At 64.6% G+C, this 24652-nt stretch carries 22 protein-coding genes; 13 read left to right on the top strand and 9 right to left on the bottom strand.

What is annotated here, in order from left to right; translation table 11 throughout:
- Nucleotides 1-27 precede the first annotated feature (27 nt).
- The 11 genes from odhB to AZSI13_RS10820 all read left to right on the top strand — a co-directional run bounded on the left by odhB (nt 28) and on the right by AZSI13_RS10820 (nt 11859).
- Nucleotides 28-1236 carry a 2-oxoglutarate dehydrogenase complex dihydrolipoyllysine-residue succinyltransferase gene (gene odhB / locus AZSI13_RS10865; protein ID WP_109041181.1) on the top strand — a complete coding sequence of 403 codons (1209 nt, stop codon included), beginning with the start codon at nt 28-30 and terminating at the stop codon, nt 1234-1236.
- Between the two features lie 93 nt (nt 1237-1329).
- A complete protein-coding gene (lpdA, locus tag AZSI13_RS10860) occupies nt 1330-2754 on the top strand; it encodes a dihydrolipoyl dehydrogenase (protein ID WP_109041180.1) in 1425 nt (474 codons plus the stop codon).
- A gap of 250 nt (nt 2755-3004) precedes the next feature.
- Nucleotides 3005-3481, top strand: a complete 477-nt coding sequence (locus AZSI13_RS10855) for a DUF3124 domain-containing protein (protein ID WP_109041179.1) — start codon at nt 3005-3007, stop codon at nt 3479-3481.
- Nucleotides 3478-4515 (top strand): TrkA family potassium uptake protein, encoded by a 1038-nt coding sequence (locus AZSI13_RS10850; protein WP_109041178.1) that lies wholly within the window; start codon nt 3478-3480, stop codon nt 4513-4515. The genes AZSI13_RS10855 and AZSI13_RS10850 overlap by 4 nt, the downstream gene beginning before the upstream one ends.
- Before the next feature lie 207 nt (nt 4516-4722).
- Complete coding sequence (zapE, locus tag AZSI13_RS10845) at nt 4723-5838, top strand: cell division protein ZapE (protein ID WP_109041177.1); 1116 nt, start codon at nt 4723-4725, stop codon at nt 5836-5838.
- Nucleotides 5839-5909: 71 nt separating this feature from the next.
- On the top strand, nt 5910-6767 hold the full coding sequence (locus AZSI13_RS10840; protein WP_165833464.1) for a secretin N-terminal domain-containing protein: 858 nt from the start codon (nt 5910-5912) through the stop codon (nt 6765-6767).
- A gap of 55 nt (nt 6768-6822) precedes the next feature.
- On the top strand, nt 6823-9351 hold the full coding sequence (locus tag AZSI13_RS10835; protein ID WP_109041175.1) for a Lon protease family protein: 2529 nt from the start codon (nt 6823-6825) through the stop codon (nt 9349-9351).
- 55 nt (nt 9352-9406) lie between these two features.
- Nucleotides 9407-10063 carry a YbaN family protein gene (locus AZSI13_RS10830; RefSeq protein WP_235609736.1) on the top strand — a complete coding sequence of 219 codons (657 nt, stop codon included), beginning with the start codon at nt 9407-9409 and terminating at the stop codon, nt 10061-10063.
- Between the two features lie 154 nt (nt 10064-10217).
- Nucleotides 10218-10361 (top strand): hypothetical protein, encoded by a 144-nt coding sequence (locus AZSI13_RS17580; protein WP_165833462.1) that lies wholly within the window; start codon nt 10218-10220, stop codon nt 10359-10361.
- A gap of 70 nt (nt 10362-10431) precedes the next feature.
- Nucleotides 10432-11316: a helix-turn-helix domain-containing protein gene (locus tag AZSI13_RS10825; RefSeq protein WP_109041174.1), complete on the top strand. Its 885-nt coding sequence runs from the start codon at nt 10432-10434 to the stop codon at nt 11314-11316.
- 51 nt (nt 11317-11367) lie between these two features.
- Entirely contained in the window at nt 11368-11859 is a 492-nt protein-coding gene (locus AZSI13_RS10820; RefSeq protein ID WP_201262373.1) for an NADH-quinone oxidoreductase subunit B family protein, read from the top strand.
- Nucleotides 11860-11908: 49 nt separating this feature from the next.
- Here the strand turns inward: AZSI13_RS10820 and AZSI13_RS10815 are convergent, their stop codons facing one another.
- Nucleotides 11909-12787, bottom strand: coding sequence for a LysR family transcriptional regulator (locus AZSI13_RS10815; RefSeq protein ID WP_109041172.1), 879 nt, complete (start codon nt 12785-12787; stop codon nt 11909-11911).
- Nucleotides 12788-12883: 96 nt separating this feature from the next.
- Here AZSI13_RS10815 and AZSI13_RS10810 point away from each other — a divergent pair, with 96 nt between their 5' ends.
- Nucleotides 12884-13948 carry a YeiH family protein gene (locus AZSI13_RS10810; protein ID WP_109041171.1) on the top strand — a complete coding sequence of 355 codons (1065 nt, stop codon included), beginning with the start codon at nt 12884-12886 and terminating at the stop codon, nt 13946-13948.
- Between the two features lie 7 nt (nt 13949-13955).
- Here the strand turns inward: AZSI13_RS10810 and AZSI13_RS10805 are convergent, their stop codons facing one another.
- Together AZSI13_RS10805 and AZSI13_RS10800 are read right to left on the bottom strand one after the other, a co-directional pair.
- Nucleotides 13956-15155: an MFS transporter gene (locus AZSI13_RS10805; protein WP_109041170.1), complete on the bottom strand. Its 1200-nt coding sequence runs from the start codon at nt 15153-15155 to the stop codon at nt 13956-13958.
- A gap of 228 nt (nt 15156-15383) precedes the next feature.
- A complete protein-coding gene (locus AZSI13_RS10800) occupies nt 15384-15908 on the bottom strand; it encodes a hypothetical protein (RefSeq protein ID WP_109041169.1) in 525 nt (174 codons plus the stop codon).
- 216 nt (nt 15909-16124) lie between these two features.
- Here AZSI13_RS10800 and AZSI13_RS10795 point away from each other — a divergent pair, with 216 nt between their 5' ends.
- Nucleotides 16125-17081 (top strand): IS110 family transposase, encoded by a 957-nt coding sequence (locus AZSI13_RS10795; protein WP_109041484.1) that lies wholly within the window; start codon nt 16125-16127, stop codon nt 17079-17081.
- A 69-nt stretch (nt 17082-17150) separates the two neighbouring features.
- On the opposite strand, the gene AZSI13_RS17300 is transcribed toward AZSI13_RS10795, so the two are convergent.
- From AZSI13_RS17300 to AZSI13_RS10770, 6 genes are all read right to left on the bottom strand, one after another.
- Nucleotides 17151-17561 (bottom strand): hypothetical protein, encoded by a 411-nt coding sequence (locus AZSI13_RS17300; protein WP_133247306.1) that lies wholly within the window; start codon nt 17559-17561, stop codon nt 17151-17153.
- A gap of 321 nt (nt 17562-17882) precedes the next feature.
- Nucleotides 17883-20063: a catalase/peroxidase HPI gene (gene katG, locus AZSI13_RS10790; RefSeq protein ID WP_109041168.1), complete on the bottom strand. Its 2181-nt coding sequence runs from the start codon at nt 20061-20063 to the stop codon at nt 17883-17885.
- Nucleotides 20064-20323: 260 nt separating this feature from the next.
- Entirely contained in the window at nt 20324-20707 is a 384-nt protein-coding gene (locus tag AZSI13_RS10785; RefSeq protein WP_109041167.1) for a hypothetical protein, read from the bottom strand.
- The gene (locus tag AZSI13_RS10780; RefSeq protein ID WP_133247305.1) at nt 20704-21543 is read right to left on the bottom strand and encodes a hypothetical protein; all 840 of its coding nucleotides are present in this window, start codon (nt 21541-21543) and stop codon (nt 20704-20706) included. Before AZSI13_RS10780 ends, AZSI13_RS10785 begins: the two co-directional genes overlap by 4 nt.
- A gap of 15 nt (nt 21544-21558) precedes the next feature.
- Nucleotides 21559-22983, bottom strand: coding sequence for an OprD family outer membrane porin (locus AZSI13_RS10775; RefSeq protein WP_109041165.1), 1425 nt, complete (start codon nt 22981-22983; stop codon nt 21559-21561).
- Between the two features lie 8 nt (nt 22984-22991).
- The gene (locus AZSI13_RS10770; RefSeq protein WP_109041164.1) at nt 22992-24554 is read right to left on the bottom strand and encodes a diguanylate cyclase; all 1563 of its coding nucleotides are present in this window, start codon (nt 24552-24554) and stop codon (nt 22992-22994) included.
- Between the last annotated feature and the right edge of the window lie 98 nt (nt 24555-24652).

The following is a 24652-nucleotide window of genomic DNA, read 5'->3' as shown; positions in this document are numbered from 1 at the left end:
AACCGAGAGACAAAGGAAACGTAGATCATGATCATCGACGTCAAAGTCCCGCAACTGTCCGAATCCGTTGCCGAAGCCACCCTGGTGTCCTGGCACAAAAAGGAAGGCGAAGCTGTCGCCCGTGACGAGAACCTCATCGACATCGAAACCGACAAGGTGGTGCTGGAACTGCCCGCCCCCGATGCCGGCGTGCTGGTGAAGCTGCTCAAGGGCAACGGTGACACCGTGGTCTCCGGCGAAGTCATCGCCCAGATCGATACCGAAGCCAAGGCCGCCGCTGGCGCCGCCGCTCCGGCTGCCGCCGCTGCTCCTGCCGCTGCACCCGCCCCCGTGGCTGCTGCTCCTGTCGCCGCTTCCGCTGCTGCTGCCGGTACCGCCAGCCCTGCCGCCCGCAAGATCCTGGACGAGAAGGGCATCGCTGCTGCCGACGTCTCCGGCACCGGCCGTGGCGGCCGTGTCACCAAGGAAGACGCCGTGGGCGCCCAGGCCAAGGCTGCTGCCGTGGCTGCTCCCGCCGTGTCCATCCCCCTGGGTGACCGTCCGGAACAGCGCGTTCCCATGACCCGCCTGCGCGCCCGCATCGCCGAGCGCCTGCTGCAGTCCAAGAACGAAAACGCCATCCTCACCACCTTCAACGAAGTGAACATGGCTCCGGTCATGTCCCTGCGCAAGCAGTACGGCGACAAGTTCGAGAAGGAACATGGCGTGCGTCTGGGCTTCATGGGCTTCTTCGTCAAGGCTGCCGTGGCTGCCCTGAAGAAGTACCCGATCCTGAACGCCTCCGTGGATGGCAACGACATCGTCTATCACGGCTACATCGACATCGGTATCGCCGTGGGCTCCCCCCGCGGTCTGGTGGTGCCCATCCTGCGTGATGCCGACCAGATGTCCATCGCCGACATCGAGAAGAAGATTGCCGAATACGGCCAGAAGGCCAAGGACGGCAAGATCTCCATCGAAGAACTGACCGGTGGCACCTTCTCCATCTCCAACGGCGGCGTGTTCGGCTCCATGCTCTCCACCCCCATCATCAACCCGCCCCAGTCCGCGATCCTCGGCATCCATGCCACCAAGGACCGTGCCGTGGTCGAGAACGGTCAAGTGGTGGTGCGCCCCATCAACTACCTGGCCATGTCCTACGACCACCGCATCATCGACGGCCGCGAAGCCGTGCTGGGTCTGGTGACCATGAAGGAAGCCCTGGAAGATCCCGCCCGCCTGCTGCTCGGCGTTTAATGCGCATTGACTGACTGATCCAAGGAACGCAGAGCCGCGGGGCCACCAGCCTTCGCCCTCTGCGTTCTTTTTCATGAACGAAAGGTTCTGACCATGTCCAAACAATTCGACGTTCTCGTCATCGGCGGCGGCCCCGGCGGCTATGTGGCTGCCATCCGCGCCGCCCAACTGGGTTTCTCCGTCGCCTGTTGCGAATCCAACCCCTACGCCGATCCCAAGGGCGAGCCCCGCCTCGGCGGCACCTGCCTGAACGTGGGTTGCATTCCCTCCAAGGCCCTGCTGCACACCTCCCACTTGTTCGAAGAAGCTGGCCATACCTTCGCGGCCCAGGGCATCCAGGTGAGCGCACCGAAGATCGACGTGCCCACCATGATCGGCCGCAAGACCACCGTGGTGACCCAGCTCACCTCCGGTATCAAGGGCCTGTTCAAGAAGAACAAGGTCACCCAGCTCAACGGCCACGGCTCCTTCGTTGGCCAGGGCGGCGCCGGCTGGCAGGTCAAGGTCGGCGACGAAGTCGTCGAAGCCAAGCAGGTCATCGTTGCCACCGGCTCCAAGGCCCGCCATCTGCCCGGCGTCGCCGTGGACCAGAAGATCGTCATGGACAACGAAGGCGCCCTGGAACAACAGTCCGTGCCCAAGAAGCTGGCCATCATCGGTGCCGGCGTCATCGGTCTGGAGATGGGCTCCGTGTGGCGTCGCCTGGGTTCCGAAGTGACCATCCTGGAAGGCATGCCCGAGTTCCTCGCCGCCGCCGATCAGGACGTGGCCAAGGAAGCCCTCAAGCTGTTCACCAAACAGGGCCTCAACATCCAGATGGGCGTCAAGCTGGGCGAAACCAAGGTCAGCAAGAAGGGCGTTTCCATCGCCTACACCGACAAGGACGGCAAGGCCCAGAAGCTGGACGCCGACCGCCTGATCGTCTCCATCGGCCGTATCCCCAATACCGACGGCCTCAACGCTGAGAAGGTCGGCCTCAAGCTCAACGAGCGCGGCCAGATCGAAGTGGACGGCCACTGCCGCACCAACCTGCCCGGCGTCTGGGCGGTGGGCGACGTGGTGTCCGGCCCCATGCTGGCCCACAAGGCCATGGAAGAGGCCGTCATGGTGGCCGAACTGATGGCCGGCCAGGCCGGTCACTGCAACTTCGACACCATCCCCTTCGTCATCTACACCAGCCCCGAGATCGCCTGGGTCGGCAAGACCGAGCAGCAGCTCAAGGCCGATGGCGTTGCCTACAAGGCTGGCAAGATCCCCTTCCTGGCCAACGGCCGGGCCCTGGGCATGGGCGACCCCACCGGCTTCGTCAAGATGCTGGCCTGCGCCAAGACCGACCGCATCCTGGGCGTGCATATCATTGGCCCCAACGCTTCCGAACTGATTTCCGAAGCCGTGGTGGCCATGGAGTTCGGCGGTGCCTCCGAAGACCTGGCCCGCATCTGCCACGCCCACCCGACCCTGTCGGAAGCGGTGCACGAAGCGGCTCTGGCCTGCGACAAGCGGCCGCTTCATTTCTGAAGCGGGGCAGCCCCTGCACTCCTGATCAACCCGCTGCAGCCCGGCTTTTGCCGGGTTGAGGTGGGCTCCGAGAAGGAAAAGGCGAGGAAATTCCTCGCCTTTTTTTCGTTCACGATCTCGTTTCTCAATCGCAAATGCGCGTACGTATTGGCGCTTATACGTACGTGTGATAAAACCCCCGGGAAAGCAAAGGCATTCCGGGGACTTCCTGCCGAAGGCAGAAGCGGCCCCGGGTGACAAAGGAGCCGAAATGAAGCGCATCGTTCTGATTGCCGCCTGGTTACTGGCCAGCAGCAGCCTGCTGGCCCAGGAGGCCCGCCCCCTGTCCCGGGGGCAGACCCTCTACCTGCCCATCTACTCCCACATGCTCTACGGCAACGTCAGCAGCAAAGGGGGGGTTCCCCGGGTACTGCTGTCGGCCATGGTCAGCGTGCGCAACACCGATGCACGGCGCCCCATCCGGCTCCTCTCAGCCCGCTATCACGACACGGGGGGCAAGCTGCTGCGGGATTACCTGACGGTGCCGGTGACCATTCCCCCCATGGGCACCTACGAGCTGTTTGTCGAACTGCATGACGAGTCCGGTGGTTCCGGGGCCAATTTCATGATTGCCTGGGATGCTCCCCTGGCGGCCAATCCGCCCATGGTGGAGGCTCTCCATGCCAACCTGGATAGCGGCAAGGCCGTGATCCTCACCACCAACGCTGTGCCGGTCGTACCCGAGTGACGCCCCGCGGCCCCCAGATCAGCTACGTACTGCGACTGCTCTACCTGGCCATCGGCGGCCTGGTGGGGGTCCATGCTTTCGGCACCATTGGCTACCACCTGCTGACCGAAGGCAAGTATTCCTGGTTCGACTGTTTCTACATGACCTTCATCACCGTGGCCACCATCGGCTACGGCGAAATCATCGACATGTCCAACAACCCCGCAGCCCGCGTGCTGACGGTGGTGATCGGCATCCTGGGGGCGGGCACCCTGTCCCTGTTGTTCTCCGTGGTGACGGTGACGCTCCTGGAGACCGACCTGAACGGCACCCTGCGGAGAAAAAGAATGGAAAAAGTCATCAAGAAGCTCAAAGGCCACTACATCCTCTGCGGTTTTGGCCGGGTCGGGCGCAACGTCGCCCATGAGCTGGAATCCACCAACCGGCACTACGTGGCCATCGACGAAGACATCCACAAGCTCGAAGAGTACAAGGAGCGCAATCCCGGCCTGCTCTACCTGCAAGGGGATGCCAGCGATGACGACGTATTGCTGCGGGCCGACCTGGAGGATGCCAAGGGCGTCTTCGCCCTGACGGGGGACGATTCCCGCAACCTGATGATCATCATTACAGCCAAGCAGCTGAAGCCCGATGTGCGGGTGGTGGTGCGCTGCCAGGAAACACGCAACATCGAAAAGATGCGCAAGGCCGGCGCCGATGCCATCGTTTCCCCCAACTTCACCGGCGGCATGCGCATTGCCTCGGCCATGATCCGGCCCCACGTCGTTTCCTTCCTCGATGAAATGCTGAAGTCGGAAAAGCAGCTGCGGGTGGAGGAAGTGCCGGTGCCCAGCGCCTTCATTCCCAAGCCCCTGGGTACCCTGCAGCTGCGGGGGGCGGACTACGTGCTCCTGGCAGTGCGCCAGCGCAGCGGCGAGTGGGAATTCAATCCCCCCAAGGACACCCTCATCAAGCCGGGCTTTTTCCTCATCGCCATGGCCAGCCCCGCCGGACGCCTGGAAATCGAAGCCCTGCTCAACGAAAACCTGGGCTGAGCACCGTCAGGGCATTCCAGTCCATGGCCTTTTCCCCCTCGCTCCCGGCGTAATGGCCGGGCCTTCCCGGGGGCCATCATGTCAGGAGAGGACGGGCCGGAGCCGATGTTTTAAAATACGGCTCTTTTGGCCTCCGGCACCGGGTTGCTCCCGCCGCCGCGACGCTGCCCAACCCCCGCGCGTCTTCCGCGCCCCGACGGAAACTCCATGCCCCACCGCACCCTCAACGTTCCCGAGCGCGGCATGCTCGATGCCTACGAGGCCCTGTTGGCCTCCCGCGGATTTACCGCCGATGCGGCCCAGAAGGCCGCTGCCGAGCGCCTGCAGAAGCTCTACTACGAACTGCTGGCCTTCAAGGCCGCCCGCCGCAACAAGCTCTACAAGATGCTCAATTCCCGCTTGACCACGCCCAAGGGCGTCTATTTCTGGGGCGGGGTAGGGCGGGGCAAGAGCTTCCTCATGGATTGCTTCTACGATTCCGTGCCCTACAAGCGCAAGAAGCGCATCCACTTTCACGCCTTCATGCAGCAGGTGCACAAGGATCTGGAAAGCCTCAAGGGCGAAACCGATCCCCTGGCCATCCTGGCCGAGCGCATCGCTGGGGAAACCCGGGTGCTGTGCTTCGACGAATTCCACGTCTCCGACATCGCCGACGCCATGATCCTCGGCCGCCTGCTGGAAAAGCTCTTCGCCAAGGGCACGGTGCTGGTGATGACCTCCAATTACCCGCCGGAAAATCTCTACCCCAACGGCCTGCAGCGGCAGAATTTCCTGCCCACCATCGACCTGCTCAAGCGCCAGCTGGACGTGGTGCAGGTGGAAGCCGGCATCGACTACCGTCTGCGCACCCTGGAACAGGTGGAGATTTACCACTACCCGGCCGACGCCGCAGCCGAGGCCAAGATGGCCGACTATTTCCGCGAGCTGGCCGGCGGCGAAGGCCAGGCCGGGGGCAGCATCGAAGTGCTGGGCCGGGAGATTCCCGTGCTGCGCCGGGAAAAGGGCGTGCTGTGGATCGACTTCCAGGCCCTGTGCGACGGCCCCCGTTCCCAGAACGACTACCTGGAGCTGGCGCGGAGCTACCACACCGTGCTGGTCTCCCGTATTCCCCGCATGAACTCCACCCAGCGCGACATGGCCCGGCGCTTCACCTGGCTGGTGGATATCTTTTACGACTTCAAGGTCAAATTCATCGCCACCGCCGAATGCGAGCCGGAGGGCTTGTACACCGAAGGCACCCATGCCGGTGAGTTTTTTCGCACCGTCAGCCGCCTGGTGGAAATGCGTTCCCGGGATTACCTGGCCTTGCCCCATCTGGCTTGAGTTTTAGGGCGGTCCAGACGACACTGGCCTCAATGCCCGATTCATTTCCCACACCCGGCCGGAGGTTCTCCGTGAAGCGCCTGCTGCTTGCCCTGACCCTGTTCTGCTGCCTCCTCAGCGGCGCCCGTGCCCAGCAGGAGGTGGAAATCCTGCCCCTGCGCCACCGTACCGTGGATCAGGTCATCCCCGTCCTGCAGCCCATGCTGGAGCCCGGCGGGGCCGTTTCCGGCATGAACGGCCAGCTGGTCGTCAAGGCCAGCCGGCGCAACCGGGAACAGCTGAAGCAGATCCTTGACTCCATCGACACCCCGCCCCGCATGTTGCGTATCCGTATCAGCCAGAACCGGGAGATGGAAAGCAGCGGCCGCGACGTGGGTGTCTCCGGCAGTGTCAGCCTGGGCAACAGCGTGCGCCTCGTCCAGCCCGGCAATCCCGGCCCTGGCGGCACCGTGCAGGTCCAGCGCGGCAGCGACAGCCTTAACGGCCGGGTACTGGATACCCGCACTACCCGCAGCAGCAGCTCCGGGCAGATGGTCCAGGTCATGGAAGGCGGCCGGGCTTTCATCCAGGTGGGCCAATCCATTCCGGTGCCCATGCGCCAGGCCGTGGTCGGCCCCAATGGCGTGGTGGTTACCGACAGCACCGTGTACCGGGATATCGGCCAGGGCTTTTACGCCGAGCCCCGCCTGGCCGGCAACCGGGTCACCCTGGACATCAGCCCCCAGAACGACAGCCCCGGCAGCTATGGCCCGGGCAGCACCAATACCCAGCGGCTGAGCACCACCGTTTCCGGCCGTCTCGGCGAATGGATTCCCCTGGGCGGCACCGGCCAGGAAAGCAGCAGCCGGGACCGCGCCAATGCTGACCTCTCCACCCGGGACGTGCGGGACAACCGCAGCGTCTGGCTGCTGGTGGAAGAGGTCAAGTAGCCGCCCCGCCCTTTATTTCCGGCCCACCCGGCCGGAACGACAAACCAAGAAGAACATGAGCGATTTCACTTCCCACCCCTGCCGCCTGCCGCCGGAGCGGCTGTTCACTCCCTGCCCCCTGGCCCAGCTCGAATTCACCACCACCGACGAGCTGCCGGACCTGGCGGAGGAATTTGCCCATCCCCGGGCGGTGGAAGCCCTGCGCTTCGGCCTGGATGTGCGGCGTTCCGGCTACAACCTGTTTGTCCTCGGCGAGCCCGGCAGCGGCCGCCACGCCCTGGTCCGCCGGCTGCTGGAGACTGAATTCCGCCACCAGGAGCCGGGCGGCCCGGCGATGGACTGGTGCTACATCCACAACTTCCAGGAGGCCACCCGGCCCCGCCTACTCAAGGTGCCGGCCGGTCGCGGCAGCAAGCTGCGGGAGGACATGCAGGCCTTCGTCGCTGGCCTGGCCTCCGCTCTTACGGCCGCCTTCGAGAACGAGGACTACCGGCGCCGTCTCAACGCCCTGGAGGACGAGTCCAAAAAGCGGGAAGACCAGGCCCTGCGTACCCTCGGCCGGGAAGCCATGACCCAGGGCGTGGCCCTGCTGTCCACCGAAGAGGGTTACACCTTCGTTCCCGCCAAGAACGAGAACGAAACCATGAGCGAGGAGGAATACGATGCCTTGCCCAAGGAACGCCAGGACGCCCTGGATAAGATCATCGAAGGTTACGAGCCCCGCCTGCAGGATATCGTCCTGCAGTTCCCGCGCTGGAACCGGGAGTTGCAGGCCAAGATCAAGGACCTCTCCCGGGAGGCCCTGCGCCGGGCCGTGGGCCATGAGATCGAGGAACTCAAGCCGGCCTATGCCGACCTGCCGGAAGTCATCGCCTTCCTCGATGCGGTGCTGCACGACGTGGTGGAAACCGGCGACAACCTGCGGGAATCCCAGAAGAGCGACGGCGAGGTGGAAACCCTGTTGTTCTCCGGCAGCATTTCCCTGCAACGCTATCTGGTCAATCTGCTGGTGGACAACAACGGCACCGTCGGCCGGCCCGTGGTGCGGGAAAGCCTGCCTACCTTCCAGAACCTGCTGGGCCGGGTGGAACACACCGCCCACATGGGCATGTGGGTGTCCAACTTCACCCTGATCCGGGCCGGCGCCCTGCACCGCGCCAACGGTGGGGCCCTGGTGCTCGATGCCGGCAAGCTGCTGACCCAGCCCTACGCTTGGGAGGGCCTCAAGCGGGCCCTGCAGTCTGGCCGCCTGCGCCTGGAATCGCCGGAGGATCTGTTCGGCCTGCAAAGCACCCAGCAGCTCGAGCCGGAGCCCATGCCCCTGGACGTGAAGGTGGTGCTGGTGGGCGACCGCAGTACCTACTACCTGCTCTCCGAGATGGACCCGGAATTCGGTGCTCTTTTCAAGGTGGCCGCCGACCTGGAGAACGACGTTGCCCGGGAACCGGAAAACGCCGCCCTTTACGCCCGCCTGCTGGCCACCCTGGCCCGCCGGGACCGGCTCAAGGCTCTGACCCGCAATGCCGTGGCCTGGGCCATCGAGCAGGCGGCCCGCCTGGCGGAGGATTCCCGCAAGCTCACCACCCGCACCCGGGTGCTGGCCGACCTGCTGCGGGAGGCCGACTGGATGGCCGAGAAGGCCGGGGCCCCCCACATCGAGCGGGAACACCTGGCGGCGGCCCTGGCGGCCCAGATCCGGCGGGCCGACCGGGTTAAGGAAAAGCAGCAGGAGGCTATCCTCAACGACGAACTGATGATTGCCACCGAAGGTTGCGAGATCGGCCAGATCAACGGCCTGGCGGCCATCGACATGGGCCAGCTGAGCTTCGCTCACCCCATGCGTATCACTGCCGCCGTTCGCATGGGCGACGGCGATGTCATGGATATCGAGCGGGAAACGGAACTGGGTGGCCCCCTGCACAGCAAGGGCATGCTCATCCTCTCCGGTTTCCTCTCCAACCGCTTCGGCCGGGTGGTGCCCCTCTCGGTCAATGCCAGCCTGGTCTTTGAGCAATCCTACGGCGAGGTCGACGGCGACAGCGCCTCCCTGGCCGAGTTGTGCGTGCTGCAATCCGCCATCGGCCTGCTGCCCCTGCGCCAGTCCCTGGCCATGACCGGCTCGGTGAACCAGCTCGGCAAGGTGCAGCCCATCGGCGCGGTGAACGAAAAGATCGAAGGCTTTTTCGACGTTTGCCAGGCCCGGGGCCTGAACGGCGAGCAGGGGGTGATCATTCCCCAGGCCAATGCGCCCCATCTCATGCTGCGGGCCGATGTGGTGGAGGCGGTGCGCCAGGGGCGCTTCCACATTTTCGCCGTGACCCATGTGGACCAGGCCATGGAGTTGCTGACTGGCGTTTCCGCCGGCACGCCCGATGCCAAGGGCGAGGTGGCCGAGGATTCGGTGAATGGCCGGATCATGGCCCAGCTGCTGGAACTGGCCCAGCAACGCCACGGCCCGGCAGAAAAGCCCAAGGCCCCCCGCAAGAGCAAGGCCAAGGAAGCCGCACCAGCCCACCCGGCCAAGGAGCCGGTGCAGGATGTCAGCGGCCGGCCCGAAGCCGGGGAGGGCGGCAACGCCGCCTGAGGCCATGCGCGGGCCAGGGGAACAGCAGACGGCGGCGCCCACGGCAAAGGTGGCCATGGGGGCCGCCGCAACGGCAACTGGTGCTGGGGCCAATGGGGCTGCCAGAGGGGCAGGCGATACCGCTGCCGCTCAGGAATCCTCCCCGCCGGCGCCTGGCGACAGGCTGGCTGCCGCCCCTTCCTCGACGGCGCCTCCCGACGCTTCCCGCAACGCTAATGACACTAGCGGCTCCACCGGCCCCAGCGGCCCCACCGGCCCCACCCGTCCCGTTACCCCCGCCGAGCTGTTCGAGGCGGCGGAGGTCACGCTCCACACCTCGGCCCTGGTGCGGGGGCTGCTCATGGTGGTGGGCAGTCTGTGCGTGCTGCTCGGCATCATCGGCCTCTTCCTGCCCTTGATGCCCACCACGCCCTTCATGCTCCTGGCTGCCGCCTGCTATGCCCGGGCCTCCAGCCGGTTCTACGGCTGGCTCATCACCCATCGCCTGTTCGGCCCGCCCATCCTGGAATGGCGCCGTCACCGGGCCATTCCCTACCGGGCCAAGCAGGCCGCGGTGTTGCTCATGGCCATCAGCTTTTCCACCTCCATCCTGCTGGTAGTCCGCAACCCCTGGTGGCAGGCAGGGCTGGCGCTTTTTGCCCTGCTCATGTGCGGCTGGTTGTGGCGTCTGCCCTCCCGGGATGCCCCCGGCCGCTCCCCTCCCGCTTCCTGATTGTTCCCTGCCTCGCTGCGTTCACCGTCCCTGCGACGCGCAGGACCTTGATTGCCTCTGGCTATCTTCGTCATGGGGGTAATTCATTGGACCGCCCTCGTCGCCTTTCCTACCATGGCTAAGTCATCATCGCTTGTAGAGAAAGGAGTTCGCCATGGCCCAACTGCTGAACAACGCCCGCACGGCCCTTGCGGACCTGTGGGCCGATGCGGTGTGGGAGGAATGGGCATCGGCCCTGCCCGGTGCCATCGCGCCCGCCGATCCTGCTCCTCCCGCAATGGACCGGAAACTGTCCTAGTAGTGCCCGGTTCCGGCGGCCTGGGCTACACTGGCCGGCAATATTGCAAGGTCATGTTCATTGCCGCGCCATGCGCCTTCCCGCCATCTATTCTCCCCACCCGGAACTGGCTCCCTGGATTCACCACATCCTGGTCATGTCGCTGGACGGCAGTCTTTCCTGTCTGCCCTCCGCCCTGAGTCCCAACCTGCTGCTGTTTGTCCGCGGCGGCACCGCCTTGCCCCAGGCCGACGGCAGCTATCGGGCAGTGCCCCGGGCCAGTCTCATCGGCCCCTATCTCACGCCGCGGGTATCCCGGGCCCTTCCCGGCTCGGTGTTCCTGACCGTGATGTTCCGCCCGGGCTTCCTGGCCGAGGCGCTGGGGCCCAGCGTGGTCGAACTGCGGGACCGCATCGTGCCTCTGGACGAGGTGTTGCCTCCGGCACTGGTGGGGCAGATGCTGGCGTCGGTGGATGACAGCGAGTCCGCCGATGACTGGGCCGCGGCCGTACAGGGGCTGTTGCGCCAGTGCTTGCGTCCCCGCCGCAACCCGGAGCGGCTGGCCGACCTGCTGGAAGCCTCCACTCATCTTTTTTCGCCGGCCCGTGACATTGCCGCCCATATGGGGATCAGCCTGCGTCACCTGGAGCGCCGGGTTGCCCACGGCTATGGCGCCAACCTGCGGGAGCTGCGGCGGGTGGCCCGCTTCGGCTTTTCTCTGGCGCGTCTCCAGGCCCAGCCTCTCGAGCGGGGGGCGCTGACCCGCATCGCCCAGGACTTCGGCTATTACGATCAGGCCCACATGGACCGGGACTACCGGGAAATGGCCGGCCTGCCGCCGGGGGAGCTGCTGCGGGCCGTTTCCAGCGGGGAGCCGGGTTACTGGTGGTGCCGTTTCGGGCAACGGGATTTCCGCGACCTCTTCCTGCCCGGCGATGTCGACTCCGTACAAGCCAGACTGTTCGCCCCTGCCTAGACTCCCCACCGTTTCCCTTTCCTGGAGAAAACGGTGCAACACGCTCCCACCCTGTACGGCGACGGTTATCTGCTGACCCAGGTCGACACCCTGACCGAAGCGGTACGCAGCAACAGCCTCTGGTATCTCAGTTTCGGCCTGGCCTGCTGCGCCGTGGAAATGATCCACGCCGCCGCCTCCCGCTACGACATGGACCGCTTCGGCATGATGCCCCGGGCCAGCCCGCGCCAGGCGGACCTGATGATCGTTGCCGGTACCGTCACCAACAAGATGGCCCCGGCCCTGCGCAAGCTCTACGATCAGATGGCCGAGCCCCGCTACGTCATCTCCATGGGCTCCTGCGCCAACGGCGGCGGCTTCTACCACTACTCCTATTCGGTGGTGCGGGGCTGCGATCGCATCATCCCGGTGGATATCTACGTCCCCGGTTGCCCACCCACCGCCGAGGCCCTGCTGTACGGCCTGACCCAGTTGCAGAACCTCGTGCAGCGGCGCAAGCGCCTGATCCACCGGGGGCAGCAGGCCCCGCTGGCGGCCGACTAAAGGCGATCCGGCCGCTCAAGGTGTATCGATTGCCGCCGATGATTCCGACCTACAGCGCCACTCCGCACAGGGCCAGCACACTGTGGATACCGGGGCTCAGGTGCTTGTCCCGGTGCAGCACTACCTGGAACGCCCGCTCCAGGTTGAGAAAAGGCGTCGCTACCGGCGCCAGCCAGCCGGCCTCGAAGGCATCCTGCAATTCCAGCCGGGAGAGACAACCCAGGCCCAGGCCGTGGCGCACCGACTGGCGGATGGCCTCCGGCTGCTCCAGTTCCAGGGCCACCCGGGGCGTCAGGGTGGCATTGGCCAAGGCCCGGTCGAAGACCTCCCGAGTGCCCGATCCCCGTTCCCGCAGCACCCAGGCGGCGTCGCCCAGCTCCGCCGGGGTGGCGGTGCCGTGGGCCAATGGATGGCCGGCCGCGGCGAAAACCTGCAGCCGGTCCTGCCGCCAGGCAAAGCGTTGCAGCCGCGGCTCCTGCACCGGACCTTCGACGAAGCCGATATCAATGCGGAAGGCCAGCAGGTCCGCCACCACCTGTTCCGTATTGCGCAGGGAAAGCTGTAGCCGGCCCCGAGGGTGGCGTTCCGCCACTTCGGCCATGAGGGTCGGCAGCAGGTGGTTGCCGATGGTCAGACTGGCCCCCAGGTGCAGATCGAAGGCGCTCTGGCCGCCCTGGGCCGAGGCTTCCAACTCCCGCACCCGATCCAGGATTTCCTGAGCCTGGGGCAGCAGTTGGCGCCCTGCTTCGTTGAGCAGGAGCTGGCGGCCCACCCGGTCGAAAAGCTGCACCGAGAGCTGTCGTTCCAGGTCTGCCAGGGCCATGCTGGCAGCGGACTGGGTCAGGGCCACGGCCTCGGCTGCCCGGGTGACGTGGCCGTGGCTGGCCACCGCGACAAACACTTCCAGCTGGCGCAGGGTGGTTTTCATTTGTTTGGCTGATTGAAGATATAAAAATTATCGGTTTTACGGATTATAGGTCCGGCCGTTAAGGTTCGCCCTGTCGTCTTGAGGCAGGGAACAACCATGGTGAAGATGAGCAATGCAGCCGGATGTGGGGCCACTTCCTGGCCGGGCCTGGCCCTGGCCGCCGGCATTGGTGCCGGTGCGCTGGCGTTGGCCCAGGGCGGTCTGGGGCATTACGGCCTGGGTTCCCTGACCCTGGCCATTCTCATTGGTGCCGTGCTGGGCAATCTGCGGCCGTCCTTCGGGGTGGGGCATTGGCGTCCGGGCCTAATGGTGGCCCAGCGCCATTGCCTGCGGGTCGGGGTGGCCCTCTACGGCTTCAATCTCAGCTTTCAGCAGCTGGTGCAGGTGGGCCTGTCCGGGTTATGGGTGGACGTGGCCCTGGTGCTCAGTACCCTGGCGGTGGGCTGGCTCATCGGCAACCGCCTGCTGGGGCTGGATCGGGAGACGGTGTTGCTTACCTCTGCCGGCAGTGCCATCTGCGGTGCGGCGGCGGTGGTGGCGACGGTGCCGGTATTGCGCCTCGATGCCGAGGACGCAGCGGAAAAGAGCGCCGTGGCGGTGGGCAGCGTGGTGCTCTTCGGTTCCCTGGCCATGGTGGTCTATCCGCTGCTGCACGCCTGGGGCGGCTTGGGGGCTCTGGATTTTGGCGTCTATGTTGGCTCCACCGTGCATGAGGTGGCCCAGGTGGTGGCCATCGGCAGCGGCCTGGGGGAGGCGGTGGCCCATCATGCGGTAGTGGCCAAGATGCTGCGGGTGATGCTCCTGGTGCCCTTTCTTCTGATATTGGGTAGCCGGGTGGCACAACGGCAACGGGGGCGCGCAGCGGCTGGGGCTGGCCGGGACGAGGTGCCGGCGGCGCCCCTGGCAGTGCCCTGGTTCGCCCTGATGTTCATCGTGCTGGCCGGGGTCAATTCCCTTGCGTTGCTGCCCCCATGGCTGGTGTCGGCGCTGCGTTTGCTGGGTGGCCTACTGCTCACCGCCGCCATGGCCGCCCTGGGGGTGGAAACCACCCTGGCACGGATGCGGCGGGCCGGGCTCAAGCCCTTATTGCTGGGAGCCGGCCTCTTTATCCATCTGGTGGTAGGTGGAGCGTTGCTGAACAGGCTCCTGGGCGGCGCCTGAGGGGGCGTCAGGCTGCCGGGGCCGTCCGGCGCCGGTAGATCAATCCGGCCGCCAGGGTCAGCAGGCCGCAGGCCACCAGGGTGGGGCGGATGCCTACCTGATGGGCGATGCTGCCCACCAGCAGGCTGCCCAGGGGCGCCACGCCAAGGAAGGCCATGGAAAAGATGGCCATCACCCGGCCCCGGTAGGCGTTATCCACCCGGGTCTGGATCAGGGTGTTGCTGCCGGCGATGGTGATGATGATGCAAAAGCCGATGCCCATGATGATGGGGAAGGCCACGCCCAGCGCGGGGCTCAGAGCAAAGCAGGCGAGGGCGGCGCCCACCGCCGGGGCGGCCAGGGCCACCTTGGCCTCCAGCCCGTCGGTATCGCGGCGGCTGGCGAGAAAGAAGCTGGCCATCAGGGAGCCAGCCCCGGCACAGCCCATGAGCAGGCCGAACGTCCCCGCGTTACCGTCGAAAATCTCCCGGGCGAAAAGGGGCATCATCACCGCGTAGGGCGTGGCAAAAAAGCTGACGCAGGAAACCAACAGCAGGGAACGGCGAATGTCGCGGTGCTGGCTGATGTAGCGGATGCCGTCCCGCAGGGCATCCAGCGCCGGCGCTGGCCGGCCACGGCCCTGGGCCGGCAGGCGGATGGCCGAGAGGGCCAGCAGCACCGCCAAGTAGGAAAGAGCGTTGAGCAGGAAGCACACCGCCTCCCCCATCAGCACCACCAGATACCCCGCCAGGGCCGGGCCGACGAAGCGGGCCGCGTTCATGAGGAAGGAATTGAGGGCGATGGCGTTGGGCAGATCTTCCTTGTCATCCACCAGCTGCACCGCGATGGCCTGCCGCGCCGGCACATCCAGAGCATTGATGCAGCCCAGGCAGAGGGCCATGAAAATCAGCAACCCCGGCGTGAGCCACTCCATCCAGGCCAGCACCGCCAGCACCAGCGCCTGCACCATGGAAAGGCTCTGGCTCAGCAGAAGCAGGCGCCGCCGGTCCACCCGGTCCGTCCATACCCCGGCGAAGGCGGAAAAAAAGAGGATGGGAATCTGGCTGGCAAAGCCCACGCTGCCCAGCACGAAAGCCGAATTGGAAAGCCGGTAAGCCAGCCAGGCCATGGCGATCTGCTGCATCCACGTCCCCGCCAGGGAAATCAGCTGGCCGACGAAATAGAGCCGGTAATTGCGGGAATTGAGGGCGCGGAGAAAGGCAGGCATGGCGGGGCGTCAGGAGAGCGTGCCCGACATGCTAACGAAAAGGGGCGGGGGAGGTTGTGACGAATGGTAAAGCGGGAGGCTGAGGCAGAACTGGTCAGTTTGGATCAGAGGGGAGCTTGGAATGTAGAGCTAACGTTGAGCTAACCGGCGTCCTACAGCAAGCGAAGCTTGCTGGCGGAGCGTCCCTCCCGAAGCGATTGCTAGGCGTGCAACTCATGATTGAGGCTCCTAGTTGGACGGCGTAAGCGCCGACCAAGACACTCTCGCGTATGTTCCGTCGCCTTTTGATAACCGCTTACGTTCAATGAAGCGGCCCTCGAATTCAAATCCTGCACTGACCTTGATTACCAATAGCCGATTGAAATTTCCAGCTCGCTTGACTTGAACTTGACCACCGTCCTTTTCCGGCGAGATCGTCTTTATTTCAACAAAGTCGTTTCCAAGTCTGCCATCTGAGCCTTTGGTGTGTGGTTTGTGCCGCTTGATACCGTAAGTGACTTCTGCATATAACTCACCAAGCTCGCCCCATATTTGCAAATATCGTCCAGTAAGAGTGTGGTACGACTTTGCACAATTAACTAGGTTTTCGAATATCTCAACAAGTTCCGGGTCTTGGGCGTGCGTTGCAGGCAACTCATTTTCATTTAGTGGTTGCCACTCCCAAGGGTTGTACCCACAAGCGGCGGCATCTGCTATTTGCTCTGAGCTATAGCCTTCATTGTGCATGTCGTGCAGAAAGTCCCAGTCGCTCATATGTTCCCTTTGCCTTGTATGTTCATTCCACCGATTCCATAAAAGAATCGGAGTAATCGCGGGGGTTTATGCCCCGGCGGGTTTTGGGGTGTGGCAGCTCGTTGAAGCCTGGGGTCATGAACCCGTACGTTAGCGTTGAGCGCCACGCCTGCTTGTCTTTTAACCCGAACAGTTGCTGGGGCCATGAGCCCGGATTTGCAATGCAGGGTGGCTGACATGATAAATGAATCATTTGTAGGAATCGATGTATCGAAAGCCTGGCTCGATGTGGGCTTCGTTGCTGCCGGCAGTGCTGAACGGCTGGCGCATGACGAGGTGGGGATAGCGGGCTTGTGCAAACGCCTGTGCGAGCAGCCTCCCACCTTAGTGGTGATGGAAGCGACGGGTGGGCTTGAGACAGCCCTGGCCAGCGCACTGGTGGCGGCCGGTGTGCCAGTAGCCGTGGTCAATCCTCGGCAGGTACGGGACTACGCCAAGGCGTGTGGGCGACTGGCCAAGACCGACCGGATTGATGCCCTGATTCTGGCTGCTTTTGCGCAAGCGATCCGGCAGCAGGTGCGAGTTCTGAAGGATGAAGAGACACAAGCCCTGGCCGCGCTGCTGGCACGGCGGCGCCAGCTCATCGACATGCGTGTGCAGGAAAAGCTGCGGCTGGATCGGGCGGAGGTAGTGCAGCGGACGAGTTTGAAGGAACACATTGCCTGGCTCGATGAACGCATTGCTGCACTGGATATTGATCTGACGCATCGCCTGCGGACGAGCGAGGTCTGGCGAGAGAAAGACGATCTGCTGCAAGCCATTCCAGGGGTAGGCAAAGTGACGCGCATGACTTTGCTGGCGGAATTGCCCGAACTCGGAAAGCTGGACCGTAAGGAAATTGCAGCACTGGCGGGGCTCGCACCGTTCAATCGTGACAGCGGCAAACATCGTGGCGAGCGTGTGATCTGGGGTGGTAGGGCGCAGGTACGTCAGGTGCTCTACATGGCTGCTTTGTCAGCTACGCGCAGCAACCCACCAATCCGGGAGTTTTATCAGCACCTCTGTGCACAAGGCAAACCGAAGAAGGTGGCGCTGACCGCCTGCATGCGCAAACTGCTGACTGTGATGAATGCCGTAGTCAAAAACAACACGCCCTGGTGCGCTTCAGGGCTTGACCTTCAACACAGTTGCTAACGTTTTAGGTAAGGGGCGGCCCGCTTGCGGGACGTCCAGTGACTGAAGGGAACGGCCTTGACCGTAATGTTAGCCGCAAGTGCCAGCATACGATGCCTCGGACTTTAGATATGCGGAAGGGATAAACCCTGTGGATTGAGCAGCCACCAAGTCGTCGAGTGATGCCTCAGGAACTACCTGAAACGTAACTTCAAATGGGATTGCTTCAAAACCCTCCGGTGGTTCGGAGATAACTTGATGAGTTGGTGGTGTGCGCAAAACCCAGACATTTGACGGGGTAACACCTTCAAAAATACAGGCTTCAGATAGTAAGGAGCGGAGGAGGTGAAAATGATAAAACTCCTCGGGTTTTGATTCGGCAAGCCACGCCATCCATTGGCCGAGAGCGTTGAAGCCTTGAGTGTTTGAACAAACAACCACTTCGTCAGGGTGGATGAGTACGCAAACGCGCGTGCCTTCGATATGCAGAGGGTGGCTCATTGCAGGTGGCTAACGTGAAGTAGACGGCAAAACTGCCATATAAGCCGTTGGAACGCCGTATAAGCCGGAAAACGCGGCAGCCTGGGATGCTGGCCGATGGAGGCTTTCGCCAGATCGGAGGCAATATTCAAGGAGATAGATGGCGGGCATACACGGCGCTCGTTCAATGTCGCGTTGATTTTGCCAGTCGTCCAGCCAAATGTCATGCGAGCAATCCTTGCGACTGCTTGCACATGGAAAAGGCCCGGGGCAATGCCTCCGGGCCTTGGCATAAAGCGCCCCCGCCAACCGCCCGGGTGAGCGGCACCGGGGTAGAGCGCCTTAGTTCAGATCGAAGCGGTCGGCGTTCATCACCTTGGTCCAGGCGGCGATGAAATCGCGGACGAACTTCTCCTGGTTGTCGTCCTGGGCGTAGACCTCGGCGTAGGCGCGCAGGACCGAGTTGGAGCCGAAGACCAGGTCGGCCCGGGTGGCGGTGAACTTGGTGGCGCCGCTGTGGCGATCGATGATGGCGTAGCTGTTGCGGCCCGTGGGTTTCCAGGTGTAGGCCATGTCGGTCAGATTGACGAAGAAGTCGTTGCTGAGCACGCCGACCCGCTCGGTGAACACGCCGTGCTGGCTGCCGCCGTGGTTGGCGCCGAGGACGCGCAGGCCGCCGACCAACACGGTCATCTCGCTGGCGGTGAGGCGCAGCAGTTGGGCCTTGTCGAGCATCATTTCTTCCGGCGTCACCACGTAGTGGGTCTTCTGCCAGTTGCGGAAGCCGTCGGCCAGGGGTTCGAGCACCTCGAAGGACTCCACGTCGGTCATGGCCTGGGTGGCGTCGCCCCGGCCCGGGGCGAAGGGCACTTCGACCGGGAAGCCGACGGCCTTGGCGGCCTGTTCCACGCCCACGTTGCCGGCCAGGATGATGACGTCGGCGACGCTGGCGCCGGTATCCAAGGCGATCTTTTCATAGACAGCCAGCACCTTGGCCAGGCGGGCCGGTTCGTTGCCTTCCCAGTCCTTCTGGGGCGCCAGGCGGATGCGGGCGCCGTTGGCGCCGCCCCGCTTGTCGGAGCCCCGGTAGGTGCGGGCGCTGTCCCAGGCGGTGGCCACCATTTCGCCGATGGAGAGGCCGGCGGCAGCGATCTTGGCCTTCACCGCGGCCACGTCGTAGTCCTTACGACCAGCGGGGATGGGGTCCTGCCAGATCAGGTCTTCCTGGGGTACATCCGGGCCGAAGTAGCGGGCCTTGGGGCCCATGTCCCGGTGGGTCAGCTTGAACCAGGCCCGGGCGAAGGTCTCGGAGAAATAGGCCTGGTCGTCGCGGAAGCGCTCGGCGATCTTGCGGTATTCCGGGTCGAACTTGAGGGCCATGTCGGCGTCGGTCATGATGGGCTTGCAGCGGATGGTGGGGTCTTCCACATCCACCGGCATGTCCTCTTCCTTGATGTTGATGGGCTCCCACTGGTGGGCGCCGGCTGGGGACTTCTGCAGCCACCAGTCGTAGCCGAGCAGCAGCTTGAAGTAGCCGTTGTCCCACTGGGTGGGGTTGGTGGTCCAGGCGCCTTCGATGCCGCTGGTCACGGTGTTGCGGCCGATGCCGCGGCTGGTGTGGTTGTTCCAGCCCAGGCCCTGTTCATCCAGCTCGGCGCCTTCCGGGGCGGGGCCCAGGTTGGCGGCGCTGCCGTTGCCGTGGGCCTTGCCGACGGTGTGGCCGCCGGCGGTGAGGGCCACGGTTTCTTCATCGTTCATGGCCATGCGGGCAAAGGTGGTGCGCATGTCCCGGGCGGTCTTCAAGGGATCGGGCTTGCCGTCCACGCCTTCGGGATTGACATAGATGAGGCCCATCATGACGGCGGCCAGGGGGTTTTCCAGGTCCCGCTCGCCGGAGTAGCGGCTGCCTTCGGCGCCGGTGGGGGCCAGCCATTCCTTCTCGGAACCCCAGTAGATGTCCTTTTCCGGGTGCCAGATGTCTTCCCGGCCGAAGGCGAAGCCGAAGGTCTTCAGACCCATGGATTCATAGGCCATGTTGCCGGCCAGGATCATCAGGTCGGCCCAGCTGATCTTGTTGCCGTACTTTTTCTTGATCGGCCACAGCAGGCGGCGGGCCTTGTCCAGGTTGGCGTTGTCGGGCCAGGAATTGAGGGGGGCGAAACGCTGGTTGCCGGTGCCGGCGCCGCCCCGGCCGTCGGCGATGCGGTAGGTGCCGGCGGAGTGCCAGGCCATGCGGATCATGAGGCCGCCGTAGTGGCCCCAGTCGGCGGGCCACCAGGGCTGGCTGTCGGTCATGAGGGCCTTGAGGTCGTTCTTCAGGGCGGCCACATCCAGCTTCTTCAGTTCTTCACGGTAGTTGAAGCCGGCACCCATGGGATTGGTCTTGGCATCGTGCTGGTGCAGGATGTCCAGGTTCAGGGCCTTGGGCCACCATTGCATGGTCTGGCTGCCGGCGGTGGTCTGGGCACCGTGCATGACCGGGCATTGGCCAGCGGGCGCGGTTTGATTCGTGTCGTTTGCCATTTTTTCCTCCTTGGGTGAACCGTTGATGATCGGATATGAGGCAGTCTAGTGAATCGGCTGTAATTATTAAAATTGATTAATTGAATATTCGAAATAGCCAATGGCTATGGTGATGGGTGGCGGAAAAAGCGACTGCCCGGGCCGACCTGTCCGGGCAGTATAGTCCGCCGCCCAAAAAGAAAACGGCCGCATCGCTGCGGCCGTTTTGGCGTCTGCAACCGGCGGCATCAGGGCCGCCAGGGGATTGCCGGGAACCGGCCTTACACCTTGACGAACAGGGTCACCAGGGGCTCGTCGCCCACCTGGCAGCTCCAGTGGCCGTGCACCTTGGGATCGAAGGTGGCGCCGGCGGGCAGGGTGTCGGCGGAGTAGAAGTGCTGGCCGGCCTTGAAGTTGCGGCTGCTGCCGTCCTGCAGGCCGATCTTCATTTCGCCGCCGAGGACGAACAGCCATTGCTCTTCGGTGGTGCAGTGGAACTGGCTGCGGAAACCCACCGGGCTCTGGCGGAACTGGCAGGCCTTGGCCGGGGTGAGGGCGGAGAGCATGGCCTGGGGCGTGCCTTCGCTGAGGGGAACCTGCTCCTCCCGGAACTTGGCGTAGCCGTCGGTATCGGTGAACAGGACGACTTTGGTGAAGGTGCTCATGGGGTCTCTCCAGGGGATGTCTTGGGGCGGTGAAAGTAGGGCAGCAGGGCCTTGGCGGCTTCGACGCGAATCTCCGTCCGGGCGTTGCCATCGTTCATGAGGGCGAGGAGAAAGTCCTTCGGGTCCGCATAGGCCGCGACCTGCTGCAAGGGCTTTTCTGCTTCGCGCTGTGCAGCCAGGGCAGCGGCATCCGCAGCCGCCGCCACCTTGGCCGCAGTAGCAGCCGTGGCGCTTTGCAGGGCGGCCTGGCTATGGGCGAATTCGGCCGCGGAAATGGCGGTGCAGCCCGCCAGCAGGTCGGCCTGGGCCTCGTCTCCGGGCGGCATTTCCAGCCAGGGCTCATCCCGGAAGAGGCCGCCCAGGTTAGGGTCGATGAAGGCGGACCAGCGTTCAGCGGCACCGATGCGGGCGGGAATGACAGGTACGGCCGAAATGGCCGCCAGGCTGCCTTCCCCCGGAAAGAACATCAGGGCCGTATCGGGAAGTTCGGACAAATACTGGGCTCTCAGGGCCTGCCACCAGGCCTGGGCCTCGGCCACGGGGATGGTGGCTGCCAGGGAAAGCCACAGCTGGTAGCCGCAGACCCCGTCAATGGCCAGGGCCGGGCGGGGCAGCCCCAGGGTGTCGGTGAGGGTGGCGAGGAGGGCGGCCGCGCTGTCCCAATCCCGGGCGCGGCTGAAGCCGATGACCAGGGTGCGGGTACTGCCCGCCGCATCGGCGCACAGGGTCAGGCCGGCGTCGCCACAGGCCACGGCTTGTTGCAGGCTTTCTGCCGTCCAGGCGGGGGCCGCCGGCAGCAGGAAGAGGCGTTGCAGTTGGGCGAACAATCGTTGCATGGCGGTGGGCAAACCTCAGAAGTCGTAACGCAGGGCGGCGGTCATGAAGGCGTTATCGTAACGGGAATGGCCCGAACTGCGGCTATCCAGGGAGACCCGGGCAGAGAGGCGCGGGCTCAACTTGGCCCGGTAGAGCAGGCTGTTGATGCGGATGTCGGCGCCCGGCAGCAGGGCTTCGTCGATATTCACCCGGGCGTGGCCCAGCAGCAGGCTCTGGTCTTTCAGGCCGTACACGCCCAGATCGAACAGGGCGGTGAGGCGGGCCGAGGCGGTGCCGGCCAGGGCGCTGACCCGGTCTTCTTCCGGGTACAGGTAGGGCAGGATGACGAATTCGGGAAAACCGCCCCAGTTGCCGTAGGCGGTGACGGTGCGCTCGTTGCCGCCAAAGCGGTTCACCGCCAGGCCCAGGCTGATGCCGCTGGGGGCGTGGGCCAGGGTGCCCTTGAGGCCCTTGAGGCTGTAACTGGCATTGAGGCCATGGCGGGCCAGGTAATCCTTGAAGGCGCCCACTTCACTGACCCGGTAGGCCTGGGCCTCCAGCACTGCTGTCAGGTTCGGGCTGAGGGGCTGCTTCCAGCGGCCGTCGGCGTAGAGGCTGTGCAGGGTGTCGATGCCGTAGTAGTTCCACAGCTGCAGCCGGTGGGTGTTCTCATAGACCAGGCCGGTCATCCACACCCCGTGCTGGCCCACCAGGGGGGAAAGGTCGGCGGTGTCCCCGGCCCGGGCGTCCGGCGTGCCGTCGGGCCGGGTCATCAGGGAGAGGTAGGCTTGCCGCGACATGCTGTTGAAGCGGGAATAGCTGCCCAGGCTGTCCAGCCCCGACATCTTGCCCACGTAGGCGGCGGTCAGGGTGGTATGCGGCAGATCCCGGTTGATCAGGGTGTAGGCCTCGTAGAGGTTGGGGATGATGCGGTATTCGTAGCTGTTGATGAGGGGCGAGAAAATTTCCTGACGCCCCAGCACCAGTTCCGTGCGGCCTGCCGAGAGCCTGAGCTGGGCCTCGCCGAGCAGGGAGTAGGGGCGCTTGTCCAGGTCGAACATGTAGGCATCGGTCTGACGCGGATTGGCGTTGCGCAGGCCCAGATCCTGGCTGGTGTAGAGGGCGCCGCGAAAGCGCAGGCCGTAGTACTCCCCCGTCTCCAGGCCGAGCTTGCCGCCTACCCCGAGGGTGCCCTGGTTGGGGCGTCCGCCCTTCTTGTCGTCCGCCACCACCATGATCTTGGCGTAGCCGAAGGCACTGCTGCCCAGCAGGGCTTGACCCAGGTCGTCCCCGGCGCGGGCAGTGGGAGCGAAGGGGCTGAGGCTGCCCAGGGCCAGCACGACGCTGCCCAGGCGCTTGGCAAGCGGCGCACGCCGGGGGGACGCCATGGTGGCAGTCTCGCCAGAAGGGGCGTCGGTGGGCCGGCTGCCGTGGCGGCAGCGCTTGATCAAGTGCTTCATGCTCCGGGTCACAGGGGCGTCTGGTCGGCCGCAACGCGGTTGCGGCCCTGGTGCTTGGCCGCATAGAGGGCCCGGTCGGCCCGGGCCATCATGTGCTTGGCATCGTCCCCCGTCTGGTAGCCGGTAATGCCGAAGCTGGCGGTGATGTGTTCCACCTCGGGAAAGACATGATCCTGGATCAGGTGGCGCAGGCCTTCCGCCTGCAGCATGGCGCCCAGGGCATCGGTGTTGGGGCAGAGAATGAGGAATTCCTCGCCGCCCCAGCGGCCCACGATGTCGGTTTCCCGGGTATGGGCCCGCAGCAGGGCAGCGATTTCCACCAGGATGCGATCCCCTACCGGATGGCCATGGGTGTCGTTCACCGCCTTGAAGTGGTCCACATCCAGCAGCACCACGGCGAAGGGGTGGCCGAAGCGTTCCGTGCGGCGGATTTCGTTGTCGAAGGCTTCGTCCAGCTTGTTGCGGTTGAACAACCCGGTCAGCTTGTCGGTGATGGAGAGGCGGGCCAACTCCCGGTTGAGGCTTCCCAGCTCCCGGTTCAGGGCCGTCAGCTTGCGGTTCCAGTACAGCGCCAGCAGCAGGAGCAGGGCGGCCCCCAGGCTGATTTTCCAGATCAGGCTGTAATCCACGCCCTTCTGCACCTGGATCGCCACATGCTTGTTGGAGATGGCATCCCGTTCCTGGGGCGTCAGGGTGCGCACCCCCTTGTCCAGTATGTCCCGCAGCAGGGGCTCGGATTTGAGCACGCCGATGCGCAGCTGGTTGGTGAGGTGGGGCACCTGGCCGGCGATCTTCAGGTTGAAGAGGCCTTCCTTCTTGATGGCGTAGGCGGCGACGATGAGGGAGCGGATGGTCATGTCCGCCTGCCGGGACGAGACCAGGGAAACCGACTGGTCTTCGCTGTCGGTGAGAATCAGCTTGAGGCTGGGATAGTCCTGGCGGATGCGCTCGGCCACCATGGTGCCCCGGGGCAGGGCGACGCTTTCATCCCGCAGATTTTCCGGCGCGGCGACGAAGGGGTGCTCTTCCCGGGTGATGATCACATTGGGGTCGGAGAAGATGGGGGCCGTGAAGTTCAGCCATTTGTCCCGCACCGGCGTCTGGTTGAGAAAGCTCATGATCTGGCAGCGCCCGGCCTTGGAGGCGACCAGGCTTTCATCCCAGGTCTTGACCGGGTAAAGCGCAATCTTCAGGCCCACCCGCTGGGCCACCAGCTGTACCAGATCGGCGGCGATGCCTTCGTGGCGGCCTTCCGGGTTGATGCGTTCGAAGGGCACCCAGTCCGGGTCCACGCACATCCGGATGGTGCCGGCCTGGGCAATGTAGGCCTGCTCTTCTGGCGTGAATTGGATGGCTGCCGTCTTTTCCGCCGTGGGGGCGGCGGCTGTCGCGCTGATCCCGTCTGTGGCGCCTGCTGGACCGGCGACGCCTGCCAGAGCTACCAGGCCGACTAGGCCGGCCAGACCCAGCACCCCGGCCCGGATGCGGAGGCGCAGGATCGCCTGCAACAGCCGGAGGGCGGTTGGGCATCGGGCCGGAAAGCGGACGAAGGTCGGGGCAGAAACGGACATGGGGAAATTATCACCGATTCATGCCCGGCAAGACAGCGCATTAATTGGCGGAAAGGGCTGAAAAACGGGAGCTGGCGCGGTATTGCGCAGATTTTTCC

Source organism: Azospira sp. I13 (assembly GCF_003112695.1).
Classification (GTDB): domain Bacteria; phylum Pseudomonadota; class Gammaproteobacteria; order Burkholderiales; family Rhodocyclaceae; genus Azospira.
This window is presented reverse-complemented; position numbering and strand designations above follow the sequence as displayed.

Excerpts from the sequence above, each read along its gene's own strand:
- AZSI13_RS10785 (WP_109041167.1), bottom strand. The coding sequence starts at position 20,707 with ATGAGCACCTTCACCAAAGTCGTCCTGTTCACCGATACCGACGGCTAC.
- odhB (WP_109041181.1), top strand. The coding sequence starts at position 28 with ATGATCATCGACGTCAAAGTCCCGCAACTGTCCGAATCCGTTGCCGAA.
- AZSI13_RS10815 (WP_109041172.1), bottom strand. The coding sequence starts at position 12,787 with ATGAAAACCACCCTGCGCCAGCTGGAAGTGTTTGTCGCGGTGGCCAGC.
- AZSI13_RS10780 (WP_133247305.1), bottom strand. The coding sequence starts at position 21,543 with ATGCAACGATTGTTCGCCCAACTGCAACGCCTCTTCCTGCTGCCGGCG.
- AZSI13_RS10805 (WP_109041170.1), bottom strand. The coding sequence starts at position 15,155 with ATGCCTGCCTTTCTCCGCGCCCTCAATTCCCGCAATTACCGGCTCTAT.
- AZSI13_RS10800 (WP_109041169.1), bottom strand. The coding sequence starts at position 15,908 with ATGAGCGACTGGGACTTTCTGCACGACATGCACAATGAAGGCTATAGC.
- AZSI13_RS10795 (WP_109041484.1), top strand. The coding sequence starts at position 16,125 with ATGATAAATGAATCATTTGTAGGAATCGATGTATCGAAAGCCTGGCTC.
- katG (WP_109041168.1), bottom strand. The coding sequence starts at position 20,063 with ATGGCAAACGACACGAATCAAACCGCGCCCGCTGGCCAATGCCCGGTC.
- AZSI13_RS10825 (WP_109041174.1), top strand. The coding sequence starts at position 10,432 with ATGCGCCTTCCCGCCATCTATTCTCCCCACCCGGAACTGGCTCCCTGG.
- AZSI13_RS17580 (WP_165833462.1), top strand. The coding sequence starts at position 10,218 with ATGGCCCAACTGCTGAACAACGCCCGCACGGCCCTTGCGGACCTGTGG.
- AZSI13_RS17300 (WP_133247306.1), bottom strand. The coding sequence starts at position 17,561 with ATGAGCCACCCTCTGCATATCGAAGGCACGCGCGTTTGCGTACTCATC.
- AZSI13_RS10770 (WP_109041164.1), bottom strand. The coding sequence starts at position 24,554 with ATGTCCGTTTCTGCCCCGACCTTCGTCCGCTTTCCGGCCCGATGCCCA.
- lpdA (WP_109041180.1), top strand. The coding sequence starts at position 1,330 with ATGTCCAAACAATTCGACGTTCTCGTCATCGGCGGCGGCCCCGGCGGC.
- AZSI13_RS10855 (WP_109041179.1), top strand. The coding sequence starts at position 3,005 with ATGAAGCGCATCGTTCTGATTGCCGCCTGGTTACTGGCCAGCAGCAGC.
- AZSI13_RS10775 (WP_109041165.1), bottom strand. The coding sequence starts at position 22,983 with ATGAAGCACTTGATCAAGCGCTGCCGCCACGGCAGCCGGCCCACCGAC.
- zapE (WP_109041177.1), top strand. The coding sequence starts at position 4,723 with ATGCCCCACCGCACCCTCAACGTTCCCGAGCGCGGCATGCTCGATGCC.
- AZSI13_RS10830 (WP_235609736.1), top strand. The coding sequence starts at position 9,407 with ATGGGGGCCGCCGCAACGGCAACTGGTGCTGGGGCCAATGGGGCTGCC.
- AZSI13_RS10835 (WP_109041175.1), top strand. The coding sequence starts at position 6,823 with ATGAGCGATTTCACTTCCCACCCCTGCCGCCTGCCGCCGGAGCGGCTG.
- AZSI13_RS10810 (WP_109041171.1), top strand. The coding sequence starts at position 12,884 with ATGGTGAAGATGAGCAATGCAGCCGGATGTGGGGCCACTTCCTGGCCG.